This is a genomic window from Sphingopyxis sp. NJF-3 (assembly GCF_053514865.1).
Map to the genome: position 1 here is coordinate 1,337,777 of NZ_CM130726.1, position 21,369 is coordinate 1,359,145.

General features: G+C 67.5%; 18 protein-coding genes. 8 read left to right on the forward strand and 10 right to left on the reverse strand.

Annotation, left to right across the window (positions count from 1 at the left end):
- Positions 1–15 precede the first annotated feature (15 nt).
- From ACOTSS_RS06300 to ACOTSS_RS06315, 4 genes are all read left to right on the forward strand, one after another.
- The gene (locus ACOTSS_RS06300) at positions 16–801 is read left to right on the forward strand and encodes a 3-hydroxybutyrate dehydrogenase (RefSeq protein WP_448690655.1); all 786 of its coding nucleotides are present in this window, start codon (positions 16–18) and stop codon (positions 799–801) included.
- Between the two features lie 88 nt (positions 802–889).
- Entirely contained in the window at positions 890–1,516 is a 627-nt protein-coding gene (locus ACOTSS_RS06305; protein WP_448690656.1) for a DUF4893 domain-containing protein, read from the forward strand.
- A 19-nt stretch (positions 1,517–1,535) separates the two neighbouring features.
- Positions 1,536–2,849: an amidohydrolase gene (locus ACOTSS_RS06310; protein WP_448690657.1), complete on the forward strand. Its 1,314-nt coding sequence runs from the start codon at positions 1,536–1,538 to the stop codon at positions 2,847–2,849.
- Between the two features lie 198 nt (positions 2,850–3,047).
- Positions 3,048–3,872: a helix-turn-helix domain-containing protein gene (locus ACOTSS_RS06315; RefSeq protein ID WP_448690658.1), complete on the forward strand. Its 825-nt coding sequence runs from the start codon at positions 3,048–3,050 to the stop codon at positions 3,870–3,872.
- 383 nt (positions 3,873–4,255) lie between these two features.
- Here ACOTSS_RS06315 and ACOTSS_RS06320 read toward each other — a convergent pair whose 3' ends face one another.
- The gene (locus ACOTSS_RS06320; protein WP_448690659.1) at positions 4,256–5,029 is read right to left on the reverse strand and encodes a crotonase/enoyl-CoA hydratase family protein; all 774 of its coding nucleotides are present in this window, start codon (positions 5,027–5,029) and stop codon (positions 4,256–4,258) included.
- Between the two features lie 265 nt (positions 5,030–5,294).
- Between ACOTSS_RS06320 and ACOTSS_RS06325 the strand changes: the two genes are divergently transcribed.
- Both ACOTSS_RS06325 and ACOTSS_RS06330 read left to right on the forward strand, forming a co-directional pair.
- A complete protein-coding gene (locus ACOTSS_RS06325) occupies positions 5,295–5,477 on the forward strand; it encodes a DUF465 domain-containing protein (RefSeq protein ID WP_448690660.1) in 183 nt (60 codons plus the stop codon).
- Between the two features lie 69 nt (positions 5,478–5,546).
- Positions 5,547–6,539, forward strand: coding sequence for a TerC family protein (locus tag ACOTSS_RS06330; protein ID WP_448690661.1), 993 nt, complete (start codon positions 5,547–5,549; stop codon positions 6,537–6,539).
- Positions 6,540–6,558: 19 nt separating this feature from the next.
- On the opposite strand, the gene ACOTSS_RS06335 is transcribed toward ACOTSS_RS06330, so the two are convergent.
- Positions 6,559–6,861: a hypothetical protein gene (locus tag ACOTSS_RS06335; protein ID WP_448690662.1), complete on the reverse strand. Its 303-nt coding sequence runs from the start codon at positions 6,859–6,861 to the stop codon at positions 6,559–6,561.
- 174 nt (positions 6,862–7,035) lie between these two features.
- Positions 7,036–8,628 carry an isocitrate lyase gene (locus ACOTSS_RS06340; RefSeq protein ID WP_448690663.1) on the reverse strand — a complete coding sequence of 531 codons (1,593 nt, stop codon included), beginning with the start codon at positions 8,626–8,628 and terminating at the stop codon, positions 7,036–7,038.
- A gap of 139 nt (positions 8,629–8,767) precedes the next feature.
- On the opposite strand from ACOTSS_RS06340, the gene ACOTSS_RS06345 reads away from it, so the two are divergent.
- Positions 8,768–10,156 carry a helix-turn-helix domain-containing protein gene (locus ACOTSS_RS06345; RefSeq protein WP_448690664.1) on the forward strand — a complete coding sequence of 463 codons (1,389 nt, stop codon included), beginning with the start codon at positions 8,768–8,770 and terminating at the stop codon, positions 10,154–10,156.
- 9 nt (positions 10,157–10,165) lie between these two features.
- Here ACOTSS_RS06345 and ACOTSS_RS06350 read toward each other — a convergent pair whose 3' ends face one another.
- The 7 genes from ACOTSS_RS06350 to ACOTSS_RS06380 form a co-directional block, all read right to left on the reverse strand.
- The gene (locus ACOTSS_RS06350; RefSeq protein ID WP_448690665.1) at positions 10,166–11,935 is read right to left on the reverse strand and encodes a hypothetical protein; all 1,770 of its coding nucleotides are present in this window, start codon (positions 11,933–11,935) and stop codon (positions 10,166–10,168) included.
- 423 nt (positions 11,936–12,358) lie between these two features.
- Entirely contained in the window at positions 12,359–13,936 is a 1,578-nt protein-coding gene (locus ACOTSS_RS06355) for an MFS transporter (RefSeq protein ID WP_448690666.1), read from the reverse strand.
- 294 nt (positions 13,937–14,230) lie between these two features.
- The gene (locus ACOTSS_RS06360) at positions 14,231–15,574 is read right to left on the reverse strand and encodes a PepSY-associated TM helix domain-containing protein (RefSeq protein ID WP_448690667.1); all 1,344 of its coding nucleotides are present in this window, start codon (positions 15,572–15,574) and stop codon (positions 14,231–14,233) included.
- Positions 15,571–16,152, reverse strand: a complete 582-nt coding sequence (locus ACOTSS_RS06365) for a hypothetical protein (protein WP_448690668.1) — start codon at positions 16,150–16,152, stop codon at positions 15,571–15,573. Before ACOTSS_RS06365 ends, ACOTSS_RS06360 begins: the two co-directional genes overlap by 4 nt.
- The gene (locus ACOTSS_RS06370) at positions 16,149–18,215 is read right to left on the reverse strand and encodes a TonB-dependent siderophore receptor (RefSeq protein ID WP_448690669.1); all 2,067 of its coding nucleotides are present in this window, start codon (positions 18,213–18,215) and stop codon (positions 16,149–16,151) included. The genes ACOTSS_RS06365 and ACOTSS_RS06370 overlap by 4 nt, the downstream gene beginning before the upstream one ends.
- 176 nt (positions 18,216–18,391) lie before the next feature.
- Complete coding sequence (locus tag ACOTSS_RS06375; protein ID WP_448690670.1) at positions 18,392–19,426, reverse strand: mannose-1-phosphate guanylyltransferase; 1,035 nt, start codon at positions 19,424–19,426, stop codon at positions 18,392–18,394.
- 93 nt (positions 19,427–19,519) lie between these two features.
- Positions 19,520–19,804 carry a hypothetical protein gene (locus ACOTSS_RS06380; RefSeq protein WP_448688155.1) on the reverse strand — a complete coding sequence of 95 codons (285 nt, stop codon included), beginning with the start codon at positions 19,802–19,804 and terminating at the stop codon, positions 19,520–19,522.
- Positions 19,805–19,978: 174 nt separating this feature from the next.
- On the opposite strand from ACOTSS_RS06380, the gene ACOTSS_RS06385 reads away from it, so the two are divergent.
- Positions 19,979–21,367, forward strand: coding sequence for a TIGR03013 family XrtA/PEP-CTERM system glycosyltransferase (locus ACOTSS_RS06385; protein ID WP_448690671.1), 1,389 nt, complete (start codon positions 19,979–19,981; stop codon positions 21,365–21,367).
- Positions 21,368–21,369: the final 2 nt, after the last annotated feature.

Here is a 21,369-nt window from a genome sequence, read left to right on the forward strand (position 1 = left end):
AGAAAGGACAAGCATATGCACCTCAAAGGCAAGACCGCTCTCGTCACCGGATCGACCTCGGGAATCGGGCTCGGCATCGCGAAGGCGCTCGCGGCGCATGGCGCCAACATCATCATCAACGGCTTCGGCGACGCCGATGCGATCGAGGCCGAGCGCAAGGCGCTCGAAGGGGTGAAGGGTGCCAAGGCCGCCTATGACGGCGCCGACCTGACCAAGCCCGACGCGATCGGGAAGATGTTCGCGCGCGCCGACAAGGAAATGGGCGGGGTCGATATCCTGGTGAACAATGCCGGCACCCAGTTCGTGTCGCCGATCGAGGATTTCCCGCCCGAAAAATGGGACCTGATCCTCGCGCTCAACCTGTCGTCGGCGTTCCACACCATCCGCCATGCCGTGCCGGGGATGCGCAAGAAGGGCTGGGGGCGGATCATCGGCACCGCCTCGGCGCATTCGCTCGTCGCCTCGCCGTTCAAATCGGCCTATGTCGCGGCGAAGCACGGGCTCGCCGGGCTGACCAAGACCGTCGCGCTCGAGGTGGCCGAGGCGGGAATTACCGTCAACTGCATCAGCCCCGGCTATGTCTGGACCCCGCTGGTCGAGAATCAGATTCCCGACACGATGAAGGCGCGGAACATGACGCGCGAGCAGGTGATCAACGACGTGCTGCTCGCCGGCCAGCCGACCAAGCAGTTCGTGACCGTCGAGCAGGTCGCGGCGCTCGCGGCCTTCCTGACCCGCGACGAGGCGGCGAACATCACCGGCGCCAACCTCAGCGTTGACGGCGGCTGGACCGCCGCCTGACCGGGTTCGGCCACGCCCTTGAGCATTTTTTCTCGCCCCCCTAAGCTCGGCCGGGGACCAGACCAGGAGAGAAATGATGTGGGGGCGCATGAAGTTGATTTCGACCGTGACGGGGAGCCTCGCGCTCGCCGCGTGCCAGACGGTGCCGTCGATGCCGCCATCGGCCGCGGACACGCCCGATGCGGGCACGTGGCGCGCGACCGCGACCGAGCAGGATCGCGGGCGTATCCGGAACTGGTACAAAAGCTGGGAGATGGCGCTCGCCGATGCGCGCGCGCGCGGTTACGGCGCCGACCTCGATCGCGAGGGCGCGCTGCTCCAGCCGATGGCGGCGCTGCCGAACCCGCATCTGCCCGCGGGCGACTATCGCTGCCGCACGATCAAGGTCGGCGCGCAGACGGGGACGCTGGGCTTCATCGCCTATGACTGGTTCCGCTGCCGCGTCTCGGCCGAGCAGGGGCTGGCGAGCCTGACCAAGCTGACGGGATCGCAGCGGCCGGTCGGGCTCATCTTTCCCGACAATCTGAAGCGCCAGATTTTTCTCGGCACGCTCGAACTCGGAGACGAGACGGTGCCGGTCAATTACGGCAGCGACCGGATGCGCGACATGGCGGGGCTCATCGAGCGGATCGGCGACAATCGCTGGCGGCTCGTGCTGCCGGCACCCGCCTATGAATCGCTGCTCGACGTGATCGAACTGGTGCCGGCGGGCTGATAGGAAAAAGGGGCGGACTATGCGGATTTTGTGGACGGGCATCGCGGCGCTGGCGCTGATGGCGCCGGCATCGGCGCAGACGCTGGGCGAGCAGGTGAAGGCCGAGATGCCGTCGCTGATGACGATCTACGCCGACCTTCACGCCAATCCGGAGCTCAGCTTTCACGAGGTCCGCTCAGCCAGCATCCTCGCCGCCGAGGCGCGCAAGCTCGGCTTCGAGGTCACCGAGAAGGTGGGCGGCACCGGGGTAGTCGCGGTGATGAAGAACGGCGCGGGGCCGGTGGTGCTCGTCCGCGCCGACATGGACGGGCTGCCGGTGACCGAGCAGACCGGCTGGCCCGGCGCCTCGAAGGTGCGCGTGACCACCGACGAGGGCGTCGAGACCGGCGTGATGCACGCCTGCGGCCACGACACCCACATGACGAGCTGGATCGGCGTCGCGCGGCTGATGGCGGCGAACAAGGCGAAATGGTCGGGGACGCTGGTGATGATCGGCCAGCCCGCCGAGGAGCGCGGCGCGGGCGCGCGGATGATGCTCGAGGACGGGCTCTACACGCGCTTTCCAAAGCCGCAATATGCGCTGGCCTTTCACGACGCAGCGCAGTTTCCTGCAGGGCAGATCGGCTACACGCCGGGCTATGCGCTCGCCAATGTCGACAGCGTCGACATCATTGTGAAGGGCATCGGCGGCCACGGCGCCTATCCGCAGACGACGAGGGACCCGATCGTGCTTGCGAGCCGGATCGTCGGCGCGCTGCAGACCCTCGTGTCGCGCGAGGTGAGCCCGCTCGATTCGGCGGTGGTCACCGTCGGCAGCTTTCACGCCGGGGCGAAGCACAACATCATTCCCGACGAGGCGAAGCTGCAGCTGACGGTGCGCAGCTATACCGACGAGGTGCGGACCAAGCTGCTCGACGGCATCGCGCGCGTCGCGAAGGGCGAGGCGATCGCGGCGGGCATGCCCGAGGACAAGATGCCGGTCGTGAAGGTCGACCGTACCGAATATACGCCCGCGGCCTTCAACACGCCCGATTTCACCGAAGAGATGGCGGCGCTGCTCAAGACGCGCTTTGGCGAGCAGCGCGTCGTCCAGATGCCGCCGGTCATGGGCGGCGAGGATTTCGGACGCTATGGCCGCGAGGACAAGAGCATCAGGAGCATGATCTTCTGGGTCGGCGGCGTCCCGCCCGCGGAGATCGAGGCGGCGAAGACGGAAGGCCGTACCCTGCCGAGCCTCCATTCGCCCTTCTGGGCGCCCGACGCTCCCGCGGTGATTTCGACCGCGACCGAGGCGCTGACCGCGATGACGATGAAGCTGATGGCGAAGGGGTAGCCATAGACGCGGCACGCCGCGGTCATTTGCGGACGCGGACTCGCTCGTCGGATCCGGATGGGATTATTGGAACATTTCCGAGTCATGGCGCCGACGATGTTTCAACGCTCGCTTTTCTCTACGCCTGGTCTGGTCCCGCTGCCGTTTCCCAATTAAATTGGGATGGACCTGTTCGTGAGGCTGTGGTGAGCGAAAGACATGTCTGCCAATGAACCTGCTCCCGGCTTGTCCGCAGGCCTCACCAACCGGGAAATGGAAATTCTGCGCCTGCTGGTCGCCGGGCATACCGTCAAGACCATCGCAGCGCGCCTGGGCCGTTCGGAAACCTCGATTAACGAGCGTTTGCGCTCCGCCCGCCGTAAGACGGGCGTGGGCAGCAGCCGCGAATTGGCGCGGCTTCTGGACCTCCAAAAAACTTGTGACGAAAATATCGATCTTTCGAGCCAGCGCTCCACCGTGGAGGACTTGGCGCACACCGCAACCGTCGGGGTTCGCGGTTCGAAAGGAATGATCGCCATGCTCATTGCAATACCCGTGGCCGCCGCCGGACTCATGTTCGCAGCCGCCCCTTCCGCCGATCCCGCCGGAACAGCCGACGCCGTTCACAGCGCCGCCTCCGCGCAGTTGCCGCTGGTCGGAAGCTGGTCGCTGGACGCATCGCTCATGCCCGAGAAAGAACGGCCCCAACGGGTGACGATGACCTTCCGTGCATCGCGAGACGGCAAATGGACGACGCGTGTCGAAATCGTCGCGCCAGACGGCTCCATCAGGCATGCGGAATCGACCGCGGCTCTTGATGGCGTCCCCGTACCGGTCACCGGCAATATGGATTTCATCGACACTGTTGCCCTGCGTCAGCCGGCGCCGGACACATTGGTGATGACCTTGGGAAAGGCGGGCGCGCGGGTGTCGACGCGCGTTTATACCGTCGCCAAGGATTTGAAATCCATGACCGAAACGATTGTCTGGTCCAGCGACAAGCTTCAAAAATTGGAAACGACGCATTTCAGTCGAATTTCCTGATCGCGGCCGCCGGCATCGCTTGGGGCTGCGAAGACATTCCGGTCTTCACGCGTTCGCGGTCTACAAAGTTGCAGACGTCGCACGCGTGACCCCCCTCCAACCTTCGGCACTCCACGCTTGATCCGGGGTTCATCCCGCGGCGCCGGGAGAATGGATTCCGGGTCAAGTCCGGAATGACGAAGGTCTGGAAAACGACCGATAGCGGCCATAGGCAGAGAGAAAGCCCCTCCCCTTCAGGGGAGGGGTTGGGGTGGGGTCTATCGGCCTTGCGCAAGGCCGATAGACCCCACCCCACTACGACTAGGCAGCAAACTGCCAAGTCTACGTTGCCCCTCCCCTGAAGGGGAGGGGCTTATCGGGACGCAACGTCCGCTCCCCACCCCTTAGCCGTCAGTCTGTTGTCCCGGCGCGAAGCTGCCGCCGCGTCCCGCGCCATCGGTAAAGCGTTTGGCTCCTTCCGCAGCGCCCGCCCGCAACGGGGCGGCCCCGGCGTGCGCTTCATGTGCTAGCGCGCCTTCGAGCTCGAAATCCCATTGGCGATAGGCGCTCATCCGGTCGCTGGTCATGCAGAGCTGCGGAAAGGCGGCGATTTGCTTCGCGAGCGCGACGGCGGCGGACAGCGCGTCGCCGTCGGGGACGATCCGGTCGGCGAGGCCGATACGCCGGGCTTCGTCCGCGGCGACGGGGCGGCCGGTCAGGATCATGTCGAGCGCGCGGCCCTGGCCGACGATGCGTGGCAGCCGCACCGTCCCGCCGTCGATCAGCGGGACGCCCCAGCGCCGGCAATAGACGCCGAATATCGCGCTCGCCGCCGCGACGCGCAGGTCGCACCAGAGCGCGAGTTCGAGCCCGCCCGCGACCGCATGGCCCTCGACCGCGGCGATTACCGGTTTGTCGAGCAGCATCCGCGTCGGCCCCATCGGACCGGGGCCGTCGGGGTCGTAGCGGGTGGTGCCAACCGCGCCGAGATCGAACCCCGCGCAGAAATGCCCTTCGCTGCCGGTGAGGATCGCGACTCGCGCTTCGGCATCGTCCGCGAAGGCAGCGAAAGCCTCGCGCAGCGCGACGGCGGTCGCCGGGTCGACCGCGTTGCGCTTCGCCGGCCGGTCGATGGTGACGATGGTGACCGGGCCATCGCGCGCGACGAGAACGGACATGGGATCTCCTTCGGGCCAAGAGAAATGGGGTGACGGTTTCGCCGGCCAGCATGGCGGATCAGTGCAAGGGTTGAAAGCCCGCACGCGCCACCCTAGATACATCTTATGCGGGCCGGGCCCCTCTGGCGTCGGCGGGATTTTTCCCGCGGGCGTGATGTCGGACCGCATCGGGTGACACCGATGCTTTGCGGCCCAGCTCTCCCCCTCTGAAACGGGTCCCGGCATCGGCGTCACCTGTCTTGAGTTCGCTCAATCAGGAGGCCTTATGTCTGTGAATCCCCATATCTATCGCCTGACGGTGCTGCACCGCCGGCTCGACGAAGCGGTGCGGCGCGAGGCGCGCCGACGCGGCGGCGATCCGTTTCGCGTGCTGCGGCTGAAAAAGCTGAAGCTCGCGGTCAAGGACCGGCTCGCGGCGCTGATGCGGCGCCCGCTCTACGCCCGCTAAGACTCTTATGAATTTCGGGAAGCGCGCTGCCCTTCGGCGGCGCGCTTCGCCTGTCCGGGGATAATGATCATGGAATTTCTCTTCGCCGACTGGCTGGGCACGCCGGTCTGGTTCTGGCTGGCCTTTCTGGGGCTGGTCATCGCGCTCACCGCCTTCGACCTTGGGATATTGAACAAGGAGAACAGGGAGATGGGCATCGCCGAGAGCCTCAAGCTCTCGGCTCTCTACATCGGCATCGCGCTGGCGTTCGGCGGCTGGATCTGGGCCGCGAAGGGCGGCGAGGCGGGGCTGCAATATTACACCGGCTTCTTCATCGAGAAGGCCTTGTCGATCGACAATATCTTCGTGATTTCGCTGATCTTCGCGACCTTCGCCATCCCGGCGCGCTATCAATATCGCGCGCTGCTGTGGGGAATCGTCGCGGTGATCGTGCTGCGCGGCATCATGATCGCGGGCGGCGCGGCGCTGGTCACCGAATATCATTGGCTGCTCTATGTCTTCGCGGCGTTCCTCGTCTTCACCGGCGTCAAGATGCTGTTCGCGAGCGAGAAGCCGATGGACGTCGCGGGCAATCCGGTGGTGCGCTGGCTATCGCGGCGCATCCCGATCACGCAGGACCTGCATGGCGAGAAATTCTTCGTCCGCGCCCCCGATGCGCGAACCGGCAAGCTGGCGCTCGCCGCGACCCCCCTGTTCCTCGCGCTCGTCGTGATCAACCTCGCCGACCTCGTCTTCGCGGTCGACAGCGTGCCGGCGATCTTCGCGATCACGACCGACACCTTCATCGTCTATACGTCGAACATCATGGCGATCCTCGGCCTGCGCGCGCTCTATTTCGCGCTCGCGGCGATGGTCCACCGCTTCCACTATCTCAAATATGCGCTCGCGCTGGTGCTCGTCTTCATCGGGTCGAAGATCTTCGTCGCCGATTTCCTGATGAGCGGCGCGAAATTCCCGCCGCTCATCAGCCTCGGCGTCACCGTGGCGCTGATCGCGGGCGGGGTGGTCTGGTCGCTGGTGAAGACGCGAAGCGGGGAGGAGGCGCCGGCGATCCACTCCTGAACCCGGCCGGGAAGCGGTGTCAGACGGCGAGGATCAATATGTCGTCTGCCTTGGGCGGCTCGGGCGCGAAGGCGGGAAGGGGATCGAATTCCTCTTCCTGCAATTCGACGTCGCGGAGGCCGTCGAGCTTGAAATGGCCGAGACGCGGCTCTTCGTCCGACCGCCAGCTCTTGCCGAGATTGAGCGCGCTGACGAACAGGTCGCCGTGCCGCTCGAACATCAGATGCGGGGCGAGGTCGAGGCGGGCGCCGTTGTAGCTGGCCACCACCTTGCGCTTCAGCGCAATGGCCTGCATGAAAGTCAGTCGCGGATCGTTGTGCATCGCACCATAATGCCTCGGCGCGGCGATGGAGGCAAGCGCCGCCGCGCAAGATACGTAGTCGATCGCAACGAAAATGCCCGCCGGAAGCGCGAAGGCTTCCGACGGGCAGGCTTTCCTCCCCAGGAAAGCTCGGGAGGCGCGGGGGGCAACGAATTCCCCCGCGCCAAGCTCGTGTCAGGCGGCGAACTGATTCATCGTGTTGTCCTTGCCCGCCGCCTTCAGCGCGGCTTCGCCGGCGAAATATTCCTTGTGGTCGTCGCCGATGTCGCTTCCGCTCATATTCTGGTGCTTCACACAGGCGATGCCCTGGCGGATCTCGGCGCGCTGGACGTTCTTGACGTAGCCGAGCATCGCCTCGTCGCCGAAATATTCCTTCGCCAGATTGTCGGTCGACAGCGCGGCGGTGTGATAGGTCGGCAGGGTGATCAGGTGGTGGAAAATGCCCGCCCGCTTCGCCGCGTCGCGCTGGAAGGTGCGGATGCGGTTGTCGGCTTCGTCGCCGAGTTCGGTGCCGTCATAGTCGACGCTCATCAGCCTGGCGCGGTCATAGGCGCTGACGTCCTTGCCCTCGGCGCTCCATGCGTCGAACACCTGCTGGCGGAAGTTGAGCGTCCAGTTGAAGCTCGGCGAGTTGTTGTAGGCGAGCTTGGCATTGGGGACGACTTCGCGGATGCGGTCGACCATGCCGGCGATCTGTTCGATGTGCGGCTTTTCGGTCTCGATCCACAAGAGGTCGGCGCCGTTCTGCAGGGACGCGATGCAATCCATCACGCAGCGGTCCTCGCCGGTTCCGGGACGGAACTGATAGAGGTTCGAGGGCAGGCGCTTCGGGCGCATCAGCTTGCCGTCGCGGTTGATCAGCACGTCGCCGGGGTTGCCCGCGCCGTCGACCTCTTCGCAATCGAGGAAGCTGTTATACTGGTCGCCGAGGTCGCCGGGCTCCTTCGAGAAGGCGATCTGCTTGGTGAGGCCCGCGCCGAGGCTGTCGGTGCGCGTCACGATGATGCCGTCCTCGACGCCGAGTTCCATGAAGGCGTAGCGGCAGGCGCGGATCTTCGCGATGAAGTCCTCGTGCGGCACGGTGACCTTGCCGTCCTGGTGGCCGCACTGCTTTTCGTCCGAGACCTGATTCTCGATCTGCAGCGCGCAGGCGCCGGCCTCGATCATCTTCTTGGCGAGCAGATAGGTCGCCTCGGCATTGCCGAAGCCCGCGTCGATGTCGGCGATGATCGGCACCACGTGAGTCTCGTGATTGTCGATCGCCGACTGGACCTGCTTGGCCTTGAGCTCGTCGCCCTCGGCGCGCGCGGCGTCGAGGTCGCGGAACAGCATGCCGAGTTCGCGCGCGTCGGCCTGGCGGAGGAAGGTGTAGATTTCCTCGATCAGCGCCGGAACGCTGGTCTTTTCGTGCATCGACTGGTCGGGCAGCGGCCCGAATTCGCTGCGCAGCGCGGCGATCATCCAGCCCGAAAGGTAGATGTAGCGACCCTTGACGGTGCCGAAATGCTTCTTGATCGAGATCATCTTCTGCTGCGCGATGAAGCCGTGCCAGCAGCCGAGCGACTGGGTGTAGTTCGCGGGGTCGGCGTCATAGGCGGCCATGTCGGCGCGCATGATCCGCGCGGTGTAGCGCGCGACGTCGAGGCCGGTGCGGAACTTGTTCTGGGCGCGCATGCGGGCGATGCTCTCGGCGCTGATGCCGTCCCACGTGCCGTCATAGTCGCGGATCAGGCGGCCCGACTGTGCCATATCTTCCTGGTAGCCCATCATCTTGTCCTTGTTCGAAGCTGATGGATGGACGTTGGCGAAAGTGCCGCGGAAAGGGAAAAGATTTGTCAATAAAATTTGTGAATTACGCCGATAAAGTGTAAATTGGCGTGTAAATCAGTAAAGAAAGTTACAAATCATGGCAGAGCGGCGGGTGTTTGCGGGGCCGGCGGTGCGCAAGGTGCGGCGCGAGGCGGGGATGACGCAGGCCGCGATGGCCGAGGCGCTCGCCATTTCGCCGAGCTATCTCAACCTGATCGAGCATGGCCAGCGGCCCTTGTCGGCAACGGTGATCGTGCGGCTCGCCGAGCGGTTCGGCTTCGACGCGGCGTCGCTGGGGGGCGAGGAAGTGCCCGGCGGACTCGCGGGCCTCCGGCGCCGGCTCGCCGACCCGCGTTTCGCCGACCTTGGCATCGGCGCTGAGGAGGTCGAGGAATGGCTGCAAAGCGCCCCCGCGACCGCGGCGGCCTTCGCGCGGCTGTTCGATGCGGCGCCCGAGGGCCGCGGCGAGGCGCAAGCCGACGCGCCCGAAGTTGCCGCGGTTCGCCGCGCGATCGAGACATGGCGCAACCATTTCCCCGACCTCGACGCGCGCGCCGAGGAACTGGCCGACGAACTGCGGCTCGCGGGCGGCGATCTTTACGGCACGATTTCCGAGCGGCTGCGCACGCGGCACCAGCTCGGCATCCGCATCCTGCCGAGCGACGTCATGCCCGACCGGCTGCGCTGGCTCGACTGGCACGCGCGGCAATTGATGCTCAATGAGCTGCTGCGCCCCGCTTCGCGCACCTTCCAGGCGGCGGCGACATTGGCGCAGATCGAGGCGAAGGACGAGATCGACGCGCTCGTCGCCGGCGCCGGATTCGCCGAGCCCGCGGCGGCGCGGCTGTTCGAGCGCCATCTGATCCACTATTTCGCCGCGGCGCTGATGATGCCCTATGGCCGCTTCCTGCGCGCCTGCGACGCGACGGGTTACGACCTGCTGCTGCTCCAGCGGCGCTTCGGCGCGGGGTACGAGCAGGTCGCGCACCGGCTGACGACGCTGCAGCGCGTCGGCGCGCGCGGGCTGCCCTTCTTCATGCTGCGCATCGACCGCGCGGGGCAGGGGAGCAAACGCTATGCCGGGGCGAGCCAGTCGCCGCTGGTCGACGGCGACGCGCGCTGTCCGCTGTGGGGCGTGCACGAGGCCTTTGCGCGGCCCGGCGAAGTTGTCGCCGATCTGGTCGAGTTGGAGGATGGATCGCGCTGGTTCACGCAGAGCCGCAGCGTCGCCGCGCCCGGCGCGACCGGCAGCGGCACCCCGGCGCGCTTCGCGGTGTGCGTCGGGGTCGACGCCAAGGTCGCGGCGCCGCTGATCGCCGCGCGCGGGATCGATCTGATGCGTTCGCCGGCGACCCCGATCGGGCTCGGCTGTCGCCGCTGCACCCGCACCGGCTGCGTCCAGCGCTCGATGCCGCCACTCGGCCGCCCGCTGCGCTTCCGCGAGGGCGAGCGCGGGGTCAGCGCGTTCGACTTCGCGGGGGATTGAGCCCCAGTCCTACAGGCGGTCCATGCGGAGCCAGCGCCGGTCGCCGAGCCACGCCTTCGCGAGCGCCTTGTCGGCGGCGGCCGCCTCGAGCTTGCGGCCTTGCGCGGCTTCGCTGCGGCTGAGTCCGTAGAGCGCCCAGCCATTATTGGGCGCCTGCGTCAGCGCGGCGCGAAAGGCGTCGCTGGCCTCGCCATAGCGCCGCGCCTGGAAGAGCGCCGCGCCGAGCGACTGGCGGACGGGATAATACCAGTAGGTCGGCTCCTGATAGGGAATGCGGCCCTCGATCTCGATCGCCTGGCGGTAGAAGGCGACCGCGTCGTCCGGGCGGCCTCGCGCCGCAGCGAACCGGCCGCGCGCGACCCGTTCGGCGAGCCGTATCAGCTCGTCGGCCGGTACGCCCTGCGCGATCATGTCCTTAAGCGCGTCCGAGGAGCCGATCCGCGCCATCGCGGCGATTTCCCCGTCGAATCCGGCGCGGTCGCGAAGCCGGGCATAGGCGACGGCGCGCGCGTAATGGCGCATTGCGGCCGGGTAAGCGAGCCGCGCGTCGGGCGCGGGCATCGCCAGTATCGCCCGGGCATCGGCGAATTGCGCCATCGCGAAATAGGGCGCGGCGTCGATCGCCTGGATCCACGCGATCCGCGCCGAGGTCGCGGGGTCGAGCACGGTGCGCAGGCGCCGCGCCTCGCGGATCGCGGTGCCCATGTCGCCCGCCATCTGCGCCGACGTGACGATGAAGTGGATATTGTGCGGATAATAGCCGTAGCGCACGAGCCCCTGGTTGCCGGCGCTGCGGATGAACGCCTCGTCGGCGCGCGCCGCGGCGACGTTGACGCGGATCGAGTCGGCGTGGCGCCCGCGGAGCTGGTAGATATGGCCGGGCATGTGGACGAGGTGCGCGGCGCTGGGCGCCGCCGGGTTCGATAATCGATCCGCCGCCGCCTCGGCGCGCTGTGGATCGCTGGCCTCCATCAGGTGGATATAGAGGTGGTTCGCCTGGACATGCGCCGGATTGCGGCGAAGCACGGTTTCGATCAGCCGCACCGCCTCGCCGGCGCGGCCCACCGCCGTCCGCCTGTCGCCCTCCCAGTAATTCCACGGGGTCGTGTCCATCGCGGCCTCGGCAGCGAGCACCGCGACGTCGTCGTCGGCGGGAAAGCGGCGCGCGACGTCGAGCATCGCATCGGCGTAGCGGGCGTCGAGCGCGGCGCGATCGGCGCCGGGATCGGCCGAATATCGCAGCGCGACCGCCTCGATCAGCGCCCGCTCCATCGGCGAGGCCTCGCCGCGCAGCGCCATCGCGCGCTCGACAGCGGCGAGCGCCGCGCCATGGTCGCGATCATCCATCGGCGCGTTGATATTCGGCCCGAGCGCCACCGCCTCGCCCCACCAGCAGATCGCACAGCCCGGATCGCGCCGCTGCGCCTCGCGGAAGGAGCGCACCGCGCCGGCGTGGTTGAAGCCATAGGTGAGGAGCAGGCCCTGGCTGAAATAGCGCCGCGCCTGATCGTCGCGCGTCGACGCGGGGAAAGGCGAGGCGGTCAGGTCGGGAAAGAGCGGGATCGGCCCCGCCTGGCTGGCGGGGGCCGCGACCGCTGCCGCGGCGAGAAGATCGTGCGCGAGCGTCGCGCCGGCGCGGCGGGCGCCGCAGAACAGGGTGGCGAGGCGGCCGGGGTCGAGCGCATCGAGCGCGGCCACCGGAAAGCCGGTCGGCGGCGCAAAGCTGGCGAGAGAGAAACCGATGCCGGCGATCGCGGCCGCCTTGAACGCGTGGTGCATGCCCATTCCCCTCCCCAACAGGCGAACCCGAAACAGCGGGGCAAGGCTATCACGAATGGGGGAGGGCGCCCAAGCGCAATCGCTGAGGGGGAGGAAGTGGCGAATGTCGGGAAACGACCGATAGCGGCCATAGGCAGAGAGAAAGCCCCTCCCCTTCAGGGGAGGGGGTGGGGTGGGGTCTATCGGCCTTGCGCAAGGCCGATAGACCCCACCCCACTACGACTAGGCAGCAAGCTGCCAAGTCTGCGTTGCCCCTCCCCTGAAGGGGAGGGGCTTATCGGGACGCAACGTCCGCTCCCCACCCCAAAGTGGACCTCCTCGCTGGCGTTTGCAATCGCCAATCCAGAGGTGGCGCAAACCGCCCTGGATGGCTTCGTCGCTCCGGTCCCCCGCCATGACGAGGTCATGCCGTGTCCTGCGGCTCTATAATCCCGCCTTGTCGAAGACATGCCCCTCGGGATCGAGGTCGCGCAGGTCGCTGCCGCGCGTCTCGCGGCCGTGGCGCGCGACGAGGATCAGCGACAGGGCGGTCGGGACAGCGATCATCAGCGCGCTGACGGCAAGGGTCGGGATGATCGCGAGGATCGCGAGCGCTTGGGCAAAGACGCCGCCGAGCTTGCTGCACGCCGCGACCCAGCCGGTCGCGCGGCCGCGGATGCGCAGGGGAAAGCTTTCGGCGCAATAGGGCAGGATCATCGCGATGATGCCGTTGCTGCCGACGATCAGCAGCGCGACCGGCAGCACCGGGCTGGCGCCGCGGGTCAGCGCGAGCCACAGGACGCCGGCGAGGCCGAGCAGCGTCACCGCGATCGACGCCAGCACCGAATATTTGGTGCTCCACGCGCTGTAGATCCACGCGACGAGGAAGACGGTGGGAAGCGCGATCAGCGCCGAGGCGGCGAGGAGCCGGCTCGACACCTCCATGCCGTAGCCGCGCGCGACCAGCTCGACCGGCAGCCACAGCAGCAGTCCGAAATTGACGAGACCCCAGCAGATGGCGGTGAGGCTGAGCGCGATCAGCTTGGCGGTCTGAGCGCGTCCGACGGGCGCTGAGGCCGCCGTCCGCGGCGGAGCACCTTCGACCGGAGCGAGGCGGCGCACTCCCGACCCGAAACGGTCCATCACGCGCTGCGCCTCGGCCGTCCGCCCGCGCGCGACCAGGAATTTCGCCGATTCGGGGATGAAGGCGCCCAGCAGCACCAGCAGAAGGCCGCTCGGCAGGTTGGCGAGCCACAGGCTGCGCCAACTGAAGATCGGCTCGAGCCAGACCGCCATCAGGCTCGCGGCGGCATAGCCGCCGACCGCGCCGAGGCCGCCGACGAGGACGAGGCTCCAGCCGCGATGGCGGCTCGGCATCATTTCGGCGAGCAGCGCATAGGTCACGGGCAGCATTCCGCCCGCCGCCGCGCCCATCAGGAAGCACATGCCGACGTTCCACGCGAGCGAGGGCATCGCCCCGCAGATCGAGGTGCCGACGAACATCACCGCCGACAGCATGATCGACGCCTTGCGCCCATAGATGTCGGCGACGACGCCCCACAGGAAGGAGCCGACCACCGTGCCGACGAGCGCGAAGAAGGGGACGAGCGACACGGTTTCGCGCGGCACGCCATATTCGTCGATCATGCCCGGGATCACGAAACCGAGGCTTGCGGGTTTCATGATGTCGATGATCAGCGCGACGACGAGCACGGCCATCAGCCGCCAGTGCGCGGGCGACAGCGGCGCGTCCTCGGGCGCGGCGACGACAAGCTCGCTCGCCGCCGCCATCTGCGCCGACAGGCCCTTGGGGAGCAGGCCATAGGCGGCGATGCCGATCCCGGCGACGATCAGTCCCATGCCCGCGATCATGCCATGATCCATCGGCATGCCCGCCATGCGGAACCCCATGTCACGGCCCATCCAGAACATCGGCAGGTGAAGAAGGACGCCGGCGGTCACCGCCGCGACGCCGATCGCGAACGCCCACAGACGCCGGTCGCTGCCGATTGCCCCGCTCACCCGAATCATCCTCCCCTGCGCCCACTCGTGGGAACGTTCATTTCACAGGACCGGGGAGGCGGCAATCGCGATGTGGGGCTGGGGTGTGGGGAGTTGGTCTGCAGGTGTTTACGGCGGTTCTTCTCCCCTCCCGCAGGCGGGAGGGGTCGGGGGTGGGCAGCGACGGTGCGATGGCCCACCCCGCTGCGGCTAGGCAGCAAGCTGCCAAGCCTCGCTGCCCCTCCCGCCTGCGGGAGGGGATGAGGTGCGCTACCCCTCAATGTCCGCCTCCCGCTCCCTACTACGAGACCCGCCTCACCCCGCGAGCGCGGCGATCGGGCTGGCGACCAGGCTGGCGATGAACAGCCTTTGCAACAGCCGCTTGGGTCGTGGTTCGGGGCGGATCGCCGCCGCCAGCAGGATCAGCGCGGTCAGGATCCAGAAGATCGCGGTGAGCGGCGCATTGTTGCCGGCGAGCAATCGCGCGAGGAAGGTCAGCGCCAGCGCGAGCGGCACGCCCCACAGCACCGCGTCCCACAGGCTGCGCAGCCGCGGTTCGTGGAGGCCGCGGCGCGCGCGCTTGCCGAGCCAGATCGAGGTGCCGGTCGCGACGACGATGGTGAGCGCGAGGCCGAGCCCGAAATAGGCGAATTTGACCGGCAGTCCCCCGAAATTGCCGAAATGGAGATTGTAGGTCGAGGCGGCCATCTGTTGCCCCAGATGGCCGTCGGCAAGGCCTACGGCGCCGAGGAAGCGCCCGTTCGCGTCGAAATTATAGCTTTCACCGTAGATCAGCCGCTGCGGATGCTCGGCGAGGAGCTGGACATGCTGGCCGCGCGTGCCGGGGTCGTGGAGGATGATGTAGGTCGGGCGCAGCTCGGGATGGGTGGCGGCGATCCAGGCGAGCGGCGTCGCAACGTCGGCGAGCGGAGCGGGGCGGGCGTCGGGCTTGCCCTCGCCGCCGAAGATCGGGGCATAGGCCGCCTCGACATCGCCCTTGTAGAAGCTCGCCGCGAGGCCGTAGGCGCCGATCGTGCCGAGCCCGATCATCGCGCCCGTCAGCGCGATCGCGAGCGCGAAGGGCAGCGACCAGACGCTCAGCCGGTTGTGCCAGTCGGCGAGCCCGACTCCTTCCTTGTCGCGGGCGCGGAGGCGGAAGGCGTCGCGGAAGATGCGCGGGTGCGCGATCACCCCCGACAGCGACAGCGCGACGATCATCACCCCCAATATGCCGACGAGGATCAGTCCGATCAGGCCGGGGATGTTGAGCCGGTAATGGACGGCGAGGAGAAATTCGGACCAGGCGTTGCCTTCGGGCCCCGCGATCGCGCCGGTCTGGTCGACATGCACCGCCTGGCTGTCGGTCGTGATCGTCGTGCGCGGCAGGTCGGGGACGGGGAGGTGGACGTAGAGGTGCGTGGTCGCGGGCTTGCCCTCTTCGGTCGCGAGGACCGCGGCGACCGCGCTTTGCACTGCGCCCGGCGCGATGCGCGCCATTTCGGGCGCCGCCGGCTGCTCGATCCGCTGCCATTCCTGATAGAAGACGACGACCGTGCCCGTCAGGCAGACGAGGTAGAGAAGCGCCGAGGCGAGCAGCCCGATCGCGGCGTGCGCCGAGAGGGCGCGCTGCACCATGCCCTTGTCGACCGGTCCCGTCATGCCGCCCCTCCGATCCAGATCAGCCCGAGGCTCGCCGCCGCGGGGAGCAGCAGCCAGGCGAATTGCGTGCGCCGCCGCGGCATCATCAGCAGCGCGAAGGCGAGGATGCCCCAGAGGAGCGGCAGCAAGAGCAAGGTAAGGCCGTTGCCGTCGGCCTCCGCCCAGCCGCCGAGCCCCGCGAGCGAGCGTGCGGCGAGCGCGGCGAGCAGCGAGACGAGCATCGCGAGCGGCACGGTGACGAGAAAGGTCAGCAGGCGGCGTCCGATGCGGCGCGGCTCGCCCTTCGCGGGGAGCATGTGCGCCTTGCGATCCGAGGCGCGCGTCTTGCCCGGGCGCGACGCCGCGGCGGCCTGCGCGAGGAACAGCGCTGCCATTCCCATGCCAAACAGCGACACCATCGCCGCGCCCCACGCGCCGTTGCCGGCGATGCCGAGCGCGGCGCCGACGAGGAGCAGCGCCCACGCCGCGCCGTTCAGCGCCGCCGAGCGCCGGGGCAGGCCCCAGGCGCGGCGGAGCAACAGCACGCCGAGGACCGCGGCGGCCGCGCCGGCCCAGACGAGGGGCGAGGCGCTGTTCACCGGAAGCGATAGCCGACGGTCGCCATCACGTTGCGCGGCGCCGCCATGAAACAATCGCCGCGTGCGAGGCAGGAGGCGAAATATTGCTTGCCCAGAAGGTTGGTCGCGTTGACGGCGAAGCGCCAGCTATTCCAGTTGATTTCCGCCAGCGCGTCGACCGTCGTGCGCGACGGGGTGACGATCGACCAGACCGGGCTGGTCGAGACGCTTTTGCCGCTGTAGACGACGCCGGCGCCGAGACGCAGTTGCGCTTCATCCGGAAGGCCGAAGGTCTTGGTCGACCAGAGCGACGCGGTATGGCGCGGCATATAGTCGAGGCTGGTGTTGGTTTCGGACCTGAGCTTCGCATAGCCGTAATTGGCGAGCAGCTCGAAATTGCCGGGCAGCGTGTGGCTCGCCTCGATCTCGAAACCCTTGGTGTTGAGCACGCCCGACTGGGTGGTGCCGCCGGCGGCGAGATAGAGGACGCGGTTGCGTTCCCTGATCTTGAAGGCGGTGGCGGTGACCAGCGTGTTCGGCGTCGGCTGCCATTTCACGCCCGCTTCGTACTGGGTGCCGGTCTGCGGGCGGTAGGGATCGCCGAAGGTGCCGTCGCCATTGTCGATCCGGCCGGCGACCGGCAGGAAGCTTTCGGTATAGCTGAAGAAGGGCGAGAAGCCCGCGCCGATCTCGCCGATGATGCCGGCGCGGAAGGTGGTGGCATTGTCCTTCTGGCCCGACGATCCGGTGACGCGGTCGCGGCGGGCGCCCAGCACGACCGAGATGCGGTCGAAGAAGCGGATCTGATCCTGGACATAGATGCCCAGCTGCTTCTGGCTTTCCGTGGTGAAGGGACCGGTGGGGTCATAGGTCGCGAGCGCATCATAATCGATGTCGTAGAGGTCGACGAGCTCGAACCCGCCATCGTAACGCTTGGCGACCTTGTTCCAGCTATAGTCGATGCCGACGAGCAGCTTGTGCTCGATATCGGCGCCGGTGCCGAAGTTGAACTCGATATTATTGTCGGTCGAGAAGACGTTCATCCGCGCATCGCTGGCGTCCGCGATCAGGGCGATTGTGCGGCCGTCGGTCCCGTAGACCGAGAAGGGGTCCTGCGGGTTCGTATAGCTGTCGGCATAATGGGTGTTATATTCGAGGTCGCTGTCGATATAGCGCGCCTTGAGGCTGAGCTTGACGGCGTCCGAGAAGCGGTGCGTGATCGACCCGCCGCCCTGCAGCGAACGGCCGGCATAGCGGTCCCAGCCGGCCTTGCCGACGAAGGTGTAGCGATCGAGCTGCTCGCCGGCGACCGGGTTGGGCCTGAAGGTGCCGACGATCGGCAGGAATTGCGAGGTCGAGCCGGTGTCGTCCTCCTGATAGAGGCCGGTGAGCACGACGTCGGTGTCGGGCGTCGGCTGCCAGCGGATCGAGGGCGCGAACATCACGCGGTCGTCGGGCACATGGTCGACGAAGGTGTCGGCATCGCGCGCGCGGCCGACGAAACGCACCGCGAGATTGTCGGCAAGCGCGAGGTTGACGTCGCCCAGCACTTCCTTGCGGTCGTAGCTGCCGTAGACGAGATTGATTTCGCCGCGCGTGGCGAAGTCGGGCGTCTTGCTGACGAGGTTGACGATGCCGCCGATCGAGCCCTGGCCGAACAGCACCGAGGCGGGGCCGCGCACGATCTCGACGCGCGAGAAGTTGTAGGGGTCCGACGTGATGCTGGCATAATAGGAGAAGATGTCGCGCATGCCGTCGCGGAACTGCAGCGCGTCGAGTCCGCGCACGTTGAAGCCGTCGACGCGGGTGTCGCGGCCATAGGGATTGGCGAGGACCCCAGCGGCATATTTCACCGTGTCGCTGATGTTGATCGCACCCTGCGCCTCATACTGCTCGGCGGTGATGACCTTGACCGGCTGCGGCAGTTCGGTCAGCGCGGTGTCGGTCTTGGTCCCCGCAAAGCCGGTGACGACGATCTGGCCCTGATCCTGCCCCTGGTCGTCGGGCGATGCGGCTTCCTGGGCCAGCAACTGACCGCTTGCGAGCGCGGTGCAGACCAGCAGGGTGAAACGCGCGGCTGTCATGAAAGGCCCCCTTCGAGCTCGATTGTCGTCCGAGGGGGCACCTAATGCGAGTCAATCGCATTAGCAATGTCTATCGCGAAATTTCTGCGTCACGTGCTGCAGGGGGGTATCAGGGCGCGAGGCGTCGCCCCGCGGGGGTAGCGCGGGAAAGAATGAGGGCGGCTCGGATATGGACCCTATTCGCGCGCCCTGGCGGCGGCGCGGACGTCCTGGGCTCGGGCGAGGGGAATGACGAGGATGTCGTCGCCGTCGACGATCACCGCGACATCGTCCATCCCGACGAGCGACACGCGCTTGCCGCCGGCGCGGACGAGGTTGCCGCGGCTGTCGTGGACGAAGACGTCGCCGCCCAGCGCGTTGCCGTCGGCGTCCTTGTCGGCGAGCGCGTGGACCGCGTGCCAGCTGCCGAGGTCGGACCAGCCCATCGCGACGGGGACGACGGCGACGCGGTCGTCCTTTTCCATCACCGCATAATCGATCGAATCGGTGGGTGCCCGTTCGAACGGGATCGCGTCGGCGTGGAGCGCGTCGCCATCGCGCTGGCCGGCGGCGATCGCCCGGTCGGCGGCCTCGAAGATCGCGCGGCAATGGGTGAGCATCGCATCGCGCATCCGCCCGGCGCGAAAGAGGAAAATGCCTGCGTTCCAGCTGTAGCCGCCCGCCGCGAGCATCGCCTCGGCCTCGGCCAGCGGTGGCTTTTCGACGAAGCGCGCGACGGCGAAACCGTCGTTGCCCAGCGGTTCGCCGCTCGCGATATAGCCGAAGCCGGTTTCGGGGCGGTCGGGCGCGATGCCGAAGGTGACGAGCCAGTCCTGCTGCGCGAGGCGCGCGCCCTTCGCGATCGCGGCGTGAAAGGCGGGGATGTCGGCGATGACATGGTCGCTCGGCATCACCAGCAGCAGCGTGTCGGCGTCGGCCTGAGCGACGGCGAGCGCGATCGCGGCGGCGGTGCCGCGCGGCATCGGCTCGACGAGCAGCGCCGCCTCGCGCGCGTCCATCTGCTCACGGATCGCGGCGACATGCGCGTCACCGCAGAGGACGAGCGGCGGCAGGAAGTCGGCGCCCGCGGGGGTGCGGCGGACGGTCTGGCGGAACAGGCTGTCGGGGCCAGCGAGGGTCAGGAACTGCTTGGCATGGTCGCCGCGCGATTCGGGCCAGAGCCGCGTCCCGGCGCCGCCGCAGAGGATGACGGGTTGGATCATCAGCGTCATGGGGCGGCTCTATCGGGTTGCGGGGCGGCGGTCACGCGCTATCGGTGGGCGAGAGAGGGAATGTCCGAATTGGGGTGGGAAGCGGACGGCAGACTAATCAGAATTTTGGTGTCGGGCGTGGAGCCACTCTTCCCAAGCATTTGCGGGATCGATGTCAGGAAAACCTCTGCTTGCGGCAAGCTGTTCAGCGCGAGACCGTTTCATCGTCATGCAGACAGCCCCATCGCGTATATCCAGCACTTCGGCCTCGGTGAGCGCAGATCCCTTCGCAGTCTCGTGCTGCTGAAGTAACGTAATAAGGGGCGGGAAAGGAACCGGTATGATCGGATCGTCCCCCGCGGCTTCGGCGTTACCAAACAGTCCAGAGATCCAGTTCATGCGCGAGCCCCATAACAGATTTGGATCACGCTAAGCGATGCTCGCAATGTCCGCAATCGGTCGAAAGCGGCCATTTCCGTCGCTCAGCCGCAACCCGCCATCCAGGTGTAAAATTAACCGACACTTCACGCCTCGCGATTAGGATCGGGCGCCGGAAAGGGCGCGCCGGTCTTCATGTTCAGGTTGTTCAAACATTATGTGCCGCACGCGGTCGTCTGGCTCGCGCTGTTCGAGTTCGCGGCGTTGCTCGTGTCCGCCGAGGCGGCATGGCATCTCTATGCGCATCAGGCGGGGTTCGATGCCGGGCCGCTCGCGGGGCGCTGGGCGCCGGTCGTCACTTTCGCGCTCGCCAATTCGCTCGCGATGATGGCGGTCGGCATGTACGGGACCAAGGCGTTGCGCGCGATGGGGTTCGCGACCGCGCGGCTGCTCGCGGCGATCTCGCTCGGAGTGATCTTTCTGTCGGTCGTCGGCTTTCTGCTGCCCGCCGCGACGCTGTGGCGCGCGAACAGCCTTTACGCGATGGCGCTCGCGATCGCGGCGCTGCTGCTGATCCGGCTCGCGCTGACGCAGAGCGCGGGGGCCGACGCCTTTCGTCGCCGCATCCTCGTGCTCGGCGCCGGACCGCGCGCGGCGCGGCTCGCCGCGCTCGCCGACGCGCCGGGGAGCGGGCTCGCCATCACCGGTTTCGTCGCGATGCGGGCGAACGAGACGGCGGTGCCGGGCGCGGTTCCGCGCGCGGCGGTGCCGAACCTCGCCGATCATGCCGTCGCGCTGGGCGCGGGCGAGGTCGTGCTGGCGATGGAGGAGCGACGCGGCGCGCTGCCGCTCGCCGACCTGCTCCGCGTCAAGACCACCGGGGTCCATGTCAACGAGATGGCGAGCTTCCTCGAGCGCGAGACGGGGCGCGTCGACCTTGCGACCACCAACCCCAGTTTCCTGATCTTTTCGGACGGCTTTTCGGCCGGGCAGCGGATCGCCAAGGTCAGCAAGCGCCTGTTCGACATCGCCGCGAGCCTGGCGGTGCTGGTGATCGGGCTGCCGCTGATCCTGATCGCGGGGATCGCGGTCAAGCTCGACAGCAAGGGTCCCATTTTCTATCGCCAGCCGCGCGTCGGACTGTTCGGCGAGCCCTATAATATCGTCAAGATCCGCTCGATGCGCACCGATGCCGAGGCCGCGGGGAAAGCGGTGTGGGCGAGCGCGAACGACCCGCGGATCACCCGCGTCGGCCATATCATCCGCAAGCTGCGCATCGACGAACTGCCGCAGACCTGGTGCGTGCTGAAGGGCGAGATGAGCTTTGTCGGGCCGCGTCCCGAGCGACCGAGCTTCGTCGAGGAACTGACGCGCGAGCTACCCTATTATGCCGAGCGGCACATGGTGAAGCCGGGGCTGACCGGCTGGGCGCAGATCAACTATCCCTATGGCGCGTCGGTCGAGGATGCGCGCGTCAAGCTCGAATATGATCTTTACTATGCCAAGAATTATTCGCCCTTTCTCGACCTGTTGATCCTGCTCCAGACGGTGCGCGTCGTGCTGTGGCCGGAGGGAGCGCGCTGAGC

What these genes read in the sequence shown, in the direction of transcription:
- ACOTSS_RS06335 (WP_448690662.1), bottom strand. Translation starts at nt 6,861, where the DNA reads ATGCACAACGATCCGCGACTGACTTTCATGCAGGCCATTGCGCTGAAG.
- ACOTSS_RS06370 (WP_448690669.1), bottom strand. Translation starts at nt 18,215, where the DNA reads ATGACAGCCGCGCGTTTCACCCTGCTGGTCTGCACCGCGCTCGCAAGC.
- ACOTSS_RS06310 (WP_448690657.1), top strand. Translation starts at nt 1,536, where the DNA reads ATGCGGATTTTGTGGACGGGCATCGCGGCGCTGGCGCTGATGGCGCCG.
- ACOTSS_RS06325 (WP_448690660.1), top strand. Translation starts at nt 5,295, where the DNA reads ATGTCTGTGAATCCCCATATCTATCGCCTGACGGTGCTGCACCGCCGG.
- ACOTSS_RS06300 (WP_448690655.1), top strand. Translation starts at nt 16, where the DNA reads ATGCACCTCAAAGGCAAGACCGCTCTCGTCACCGGATCGACCTCGGGA.
- ACOTSS_RS06340 (WP_448690663.1), bottom strand. Translation starts at nt 8,628, where the DNA reads ATGGGCTACCAGGAAGATATGGCACAGTCGGGCCGCCTGATCCGCGAC.
- ACOTSS_RS06380 (WP_448688155.1), bottom strand. Translation starts at nt 19,804, where the DNA reads ATGAACTGGATCTCTGGACTGTTTGGTAACGCCGAAGCCGCGGGGGAC.
- ACOTSS_RS06360 (WP_448690667.1), bottom strand. Translation starts at nt 15,574, where the DNA reads ATGACGGGACCGGTCGACAAGGGCATGGTGCAGCGCGCCCTCTCGGCG.
- ACOTSS_RS06375 (WP_448690670.1), bottom strand. Translation starts at nt 19,426, where the DNA reads ATGACGCTGATGATCCAACCCGTCATCCTCTGCGGCGGCGCCGGGACG.
- ACOTSS_RS06385 (WP_448690671.1), top strand. Translation starts at nt 19,979, where the DNA reads ATGTTCAGGTTGTTCAAACATTATGTGCCGCACGCGGTCGTCTGGCTC.
- ACOTSS_RS06330 (WP_448690661.1), top strand. Translation starts at nt 5,547, where the DNA reads ATGGAATTTCTCTTCGCCGACTGGCTGGGCACGCCGGTCTGGTTCTGG.
- ACOTSS_RS06320 (WP_448690659.1), bottom strand. Translation starts at nt 5,029, where the DNA reads ATGTCCGTTCTCGTCGCGCGCGATGGCCCGGTCACCATCGTCACCATC.
- ACOTSS_RS06345 (WP_448690664.1), top strand. Translation starts at nt 8,768, where the DNA reads ATGGCAGAGCGGCGGGTGTTTGCGGGGCCGGCGGTGCGCAAGGTGCGG.
- ACOTSS_RS06315 (WP_448690658.1), top strand. Translation starts at nt 3,048, where the DNA reads ATGTCTGCCAATGAACCTGCTCCCGGCTTGTCCGCAGGCCTCACCAAC.
- ACOTSS_RS06350 (WP_448690665.1), bottom strand. Translation starts at nt 11,935, where the DNA reads ATGCACCACGCGTTCAAGGCGGCCGCGATCGCCGGCATCGGTTTCTCT.
- ACOTSS_RS06305 (WP_448690656.1), top strand. Translation starts at nt 890, where the DNA reads ATGAAGTTGATTTCGACCGTGACGGGGAGCCTCGCGCTCGCCGCGTGC.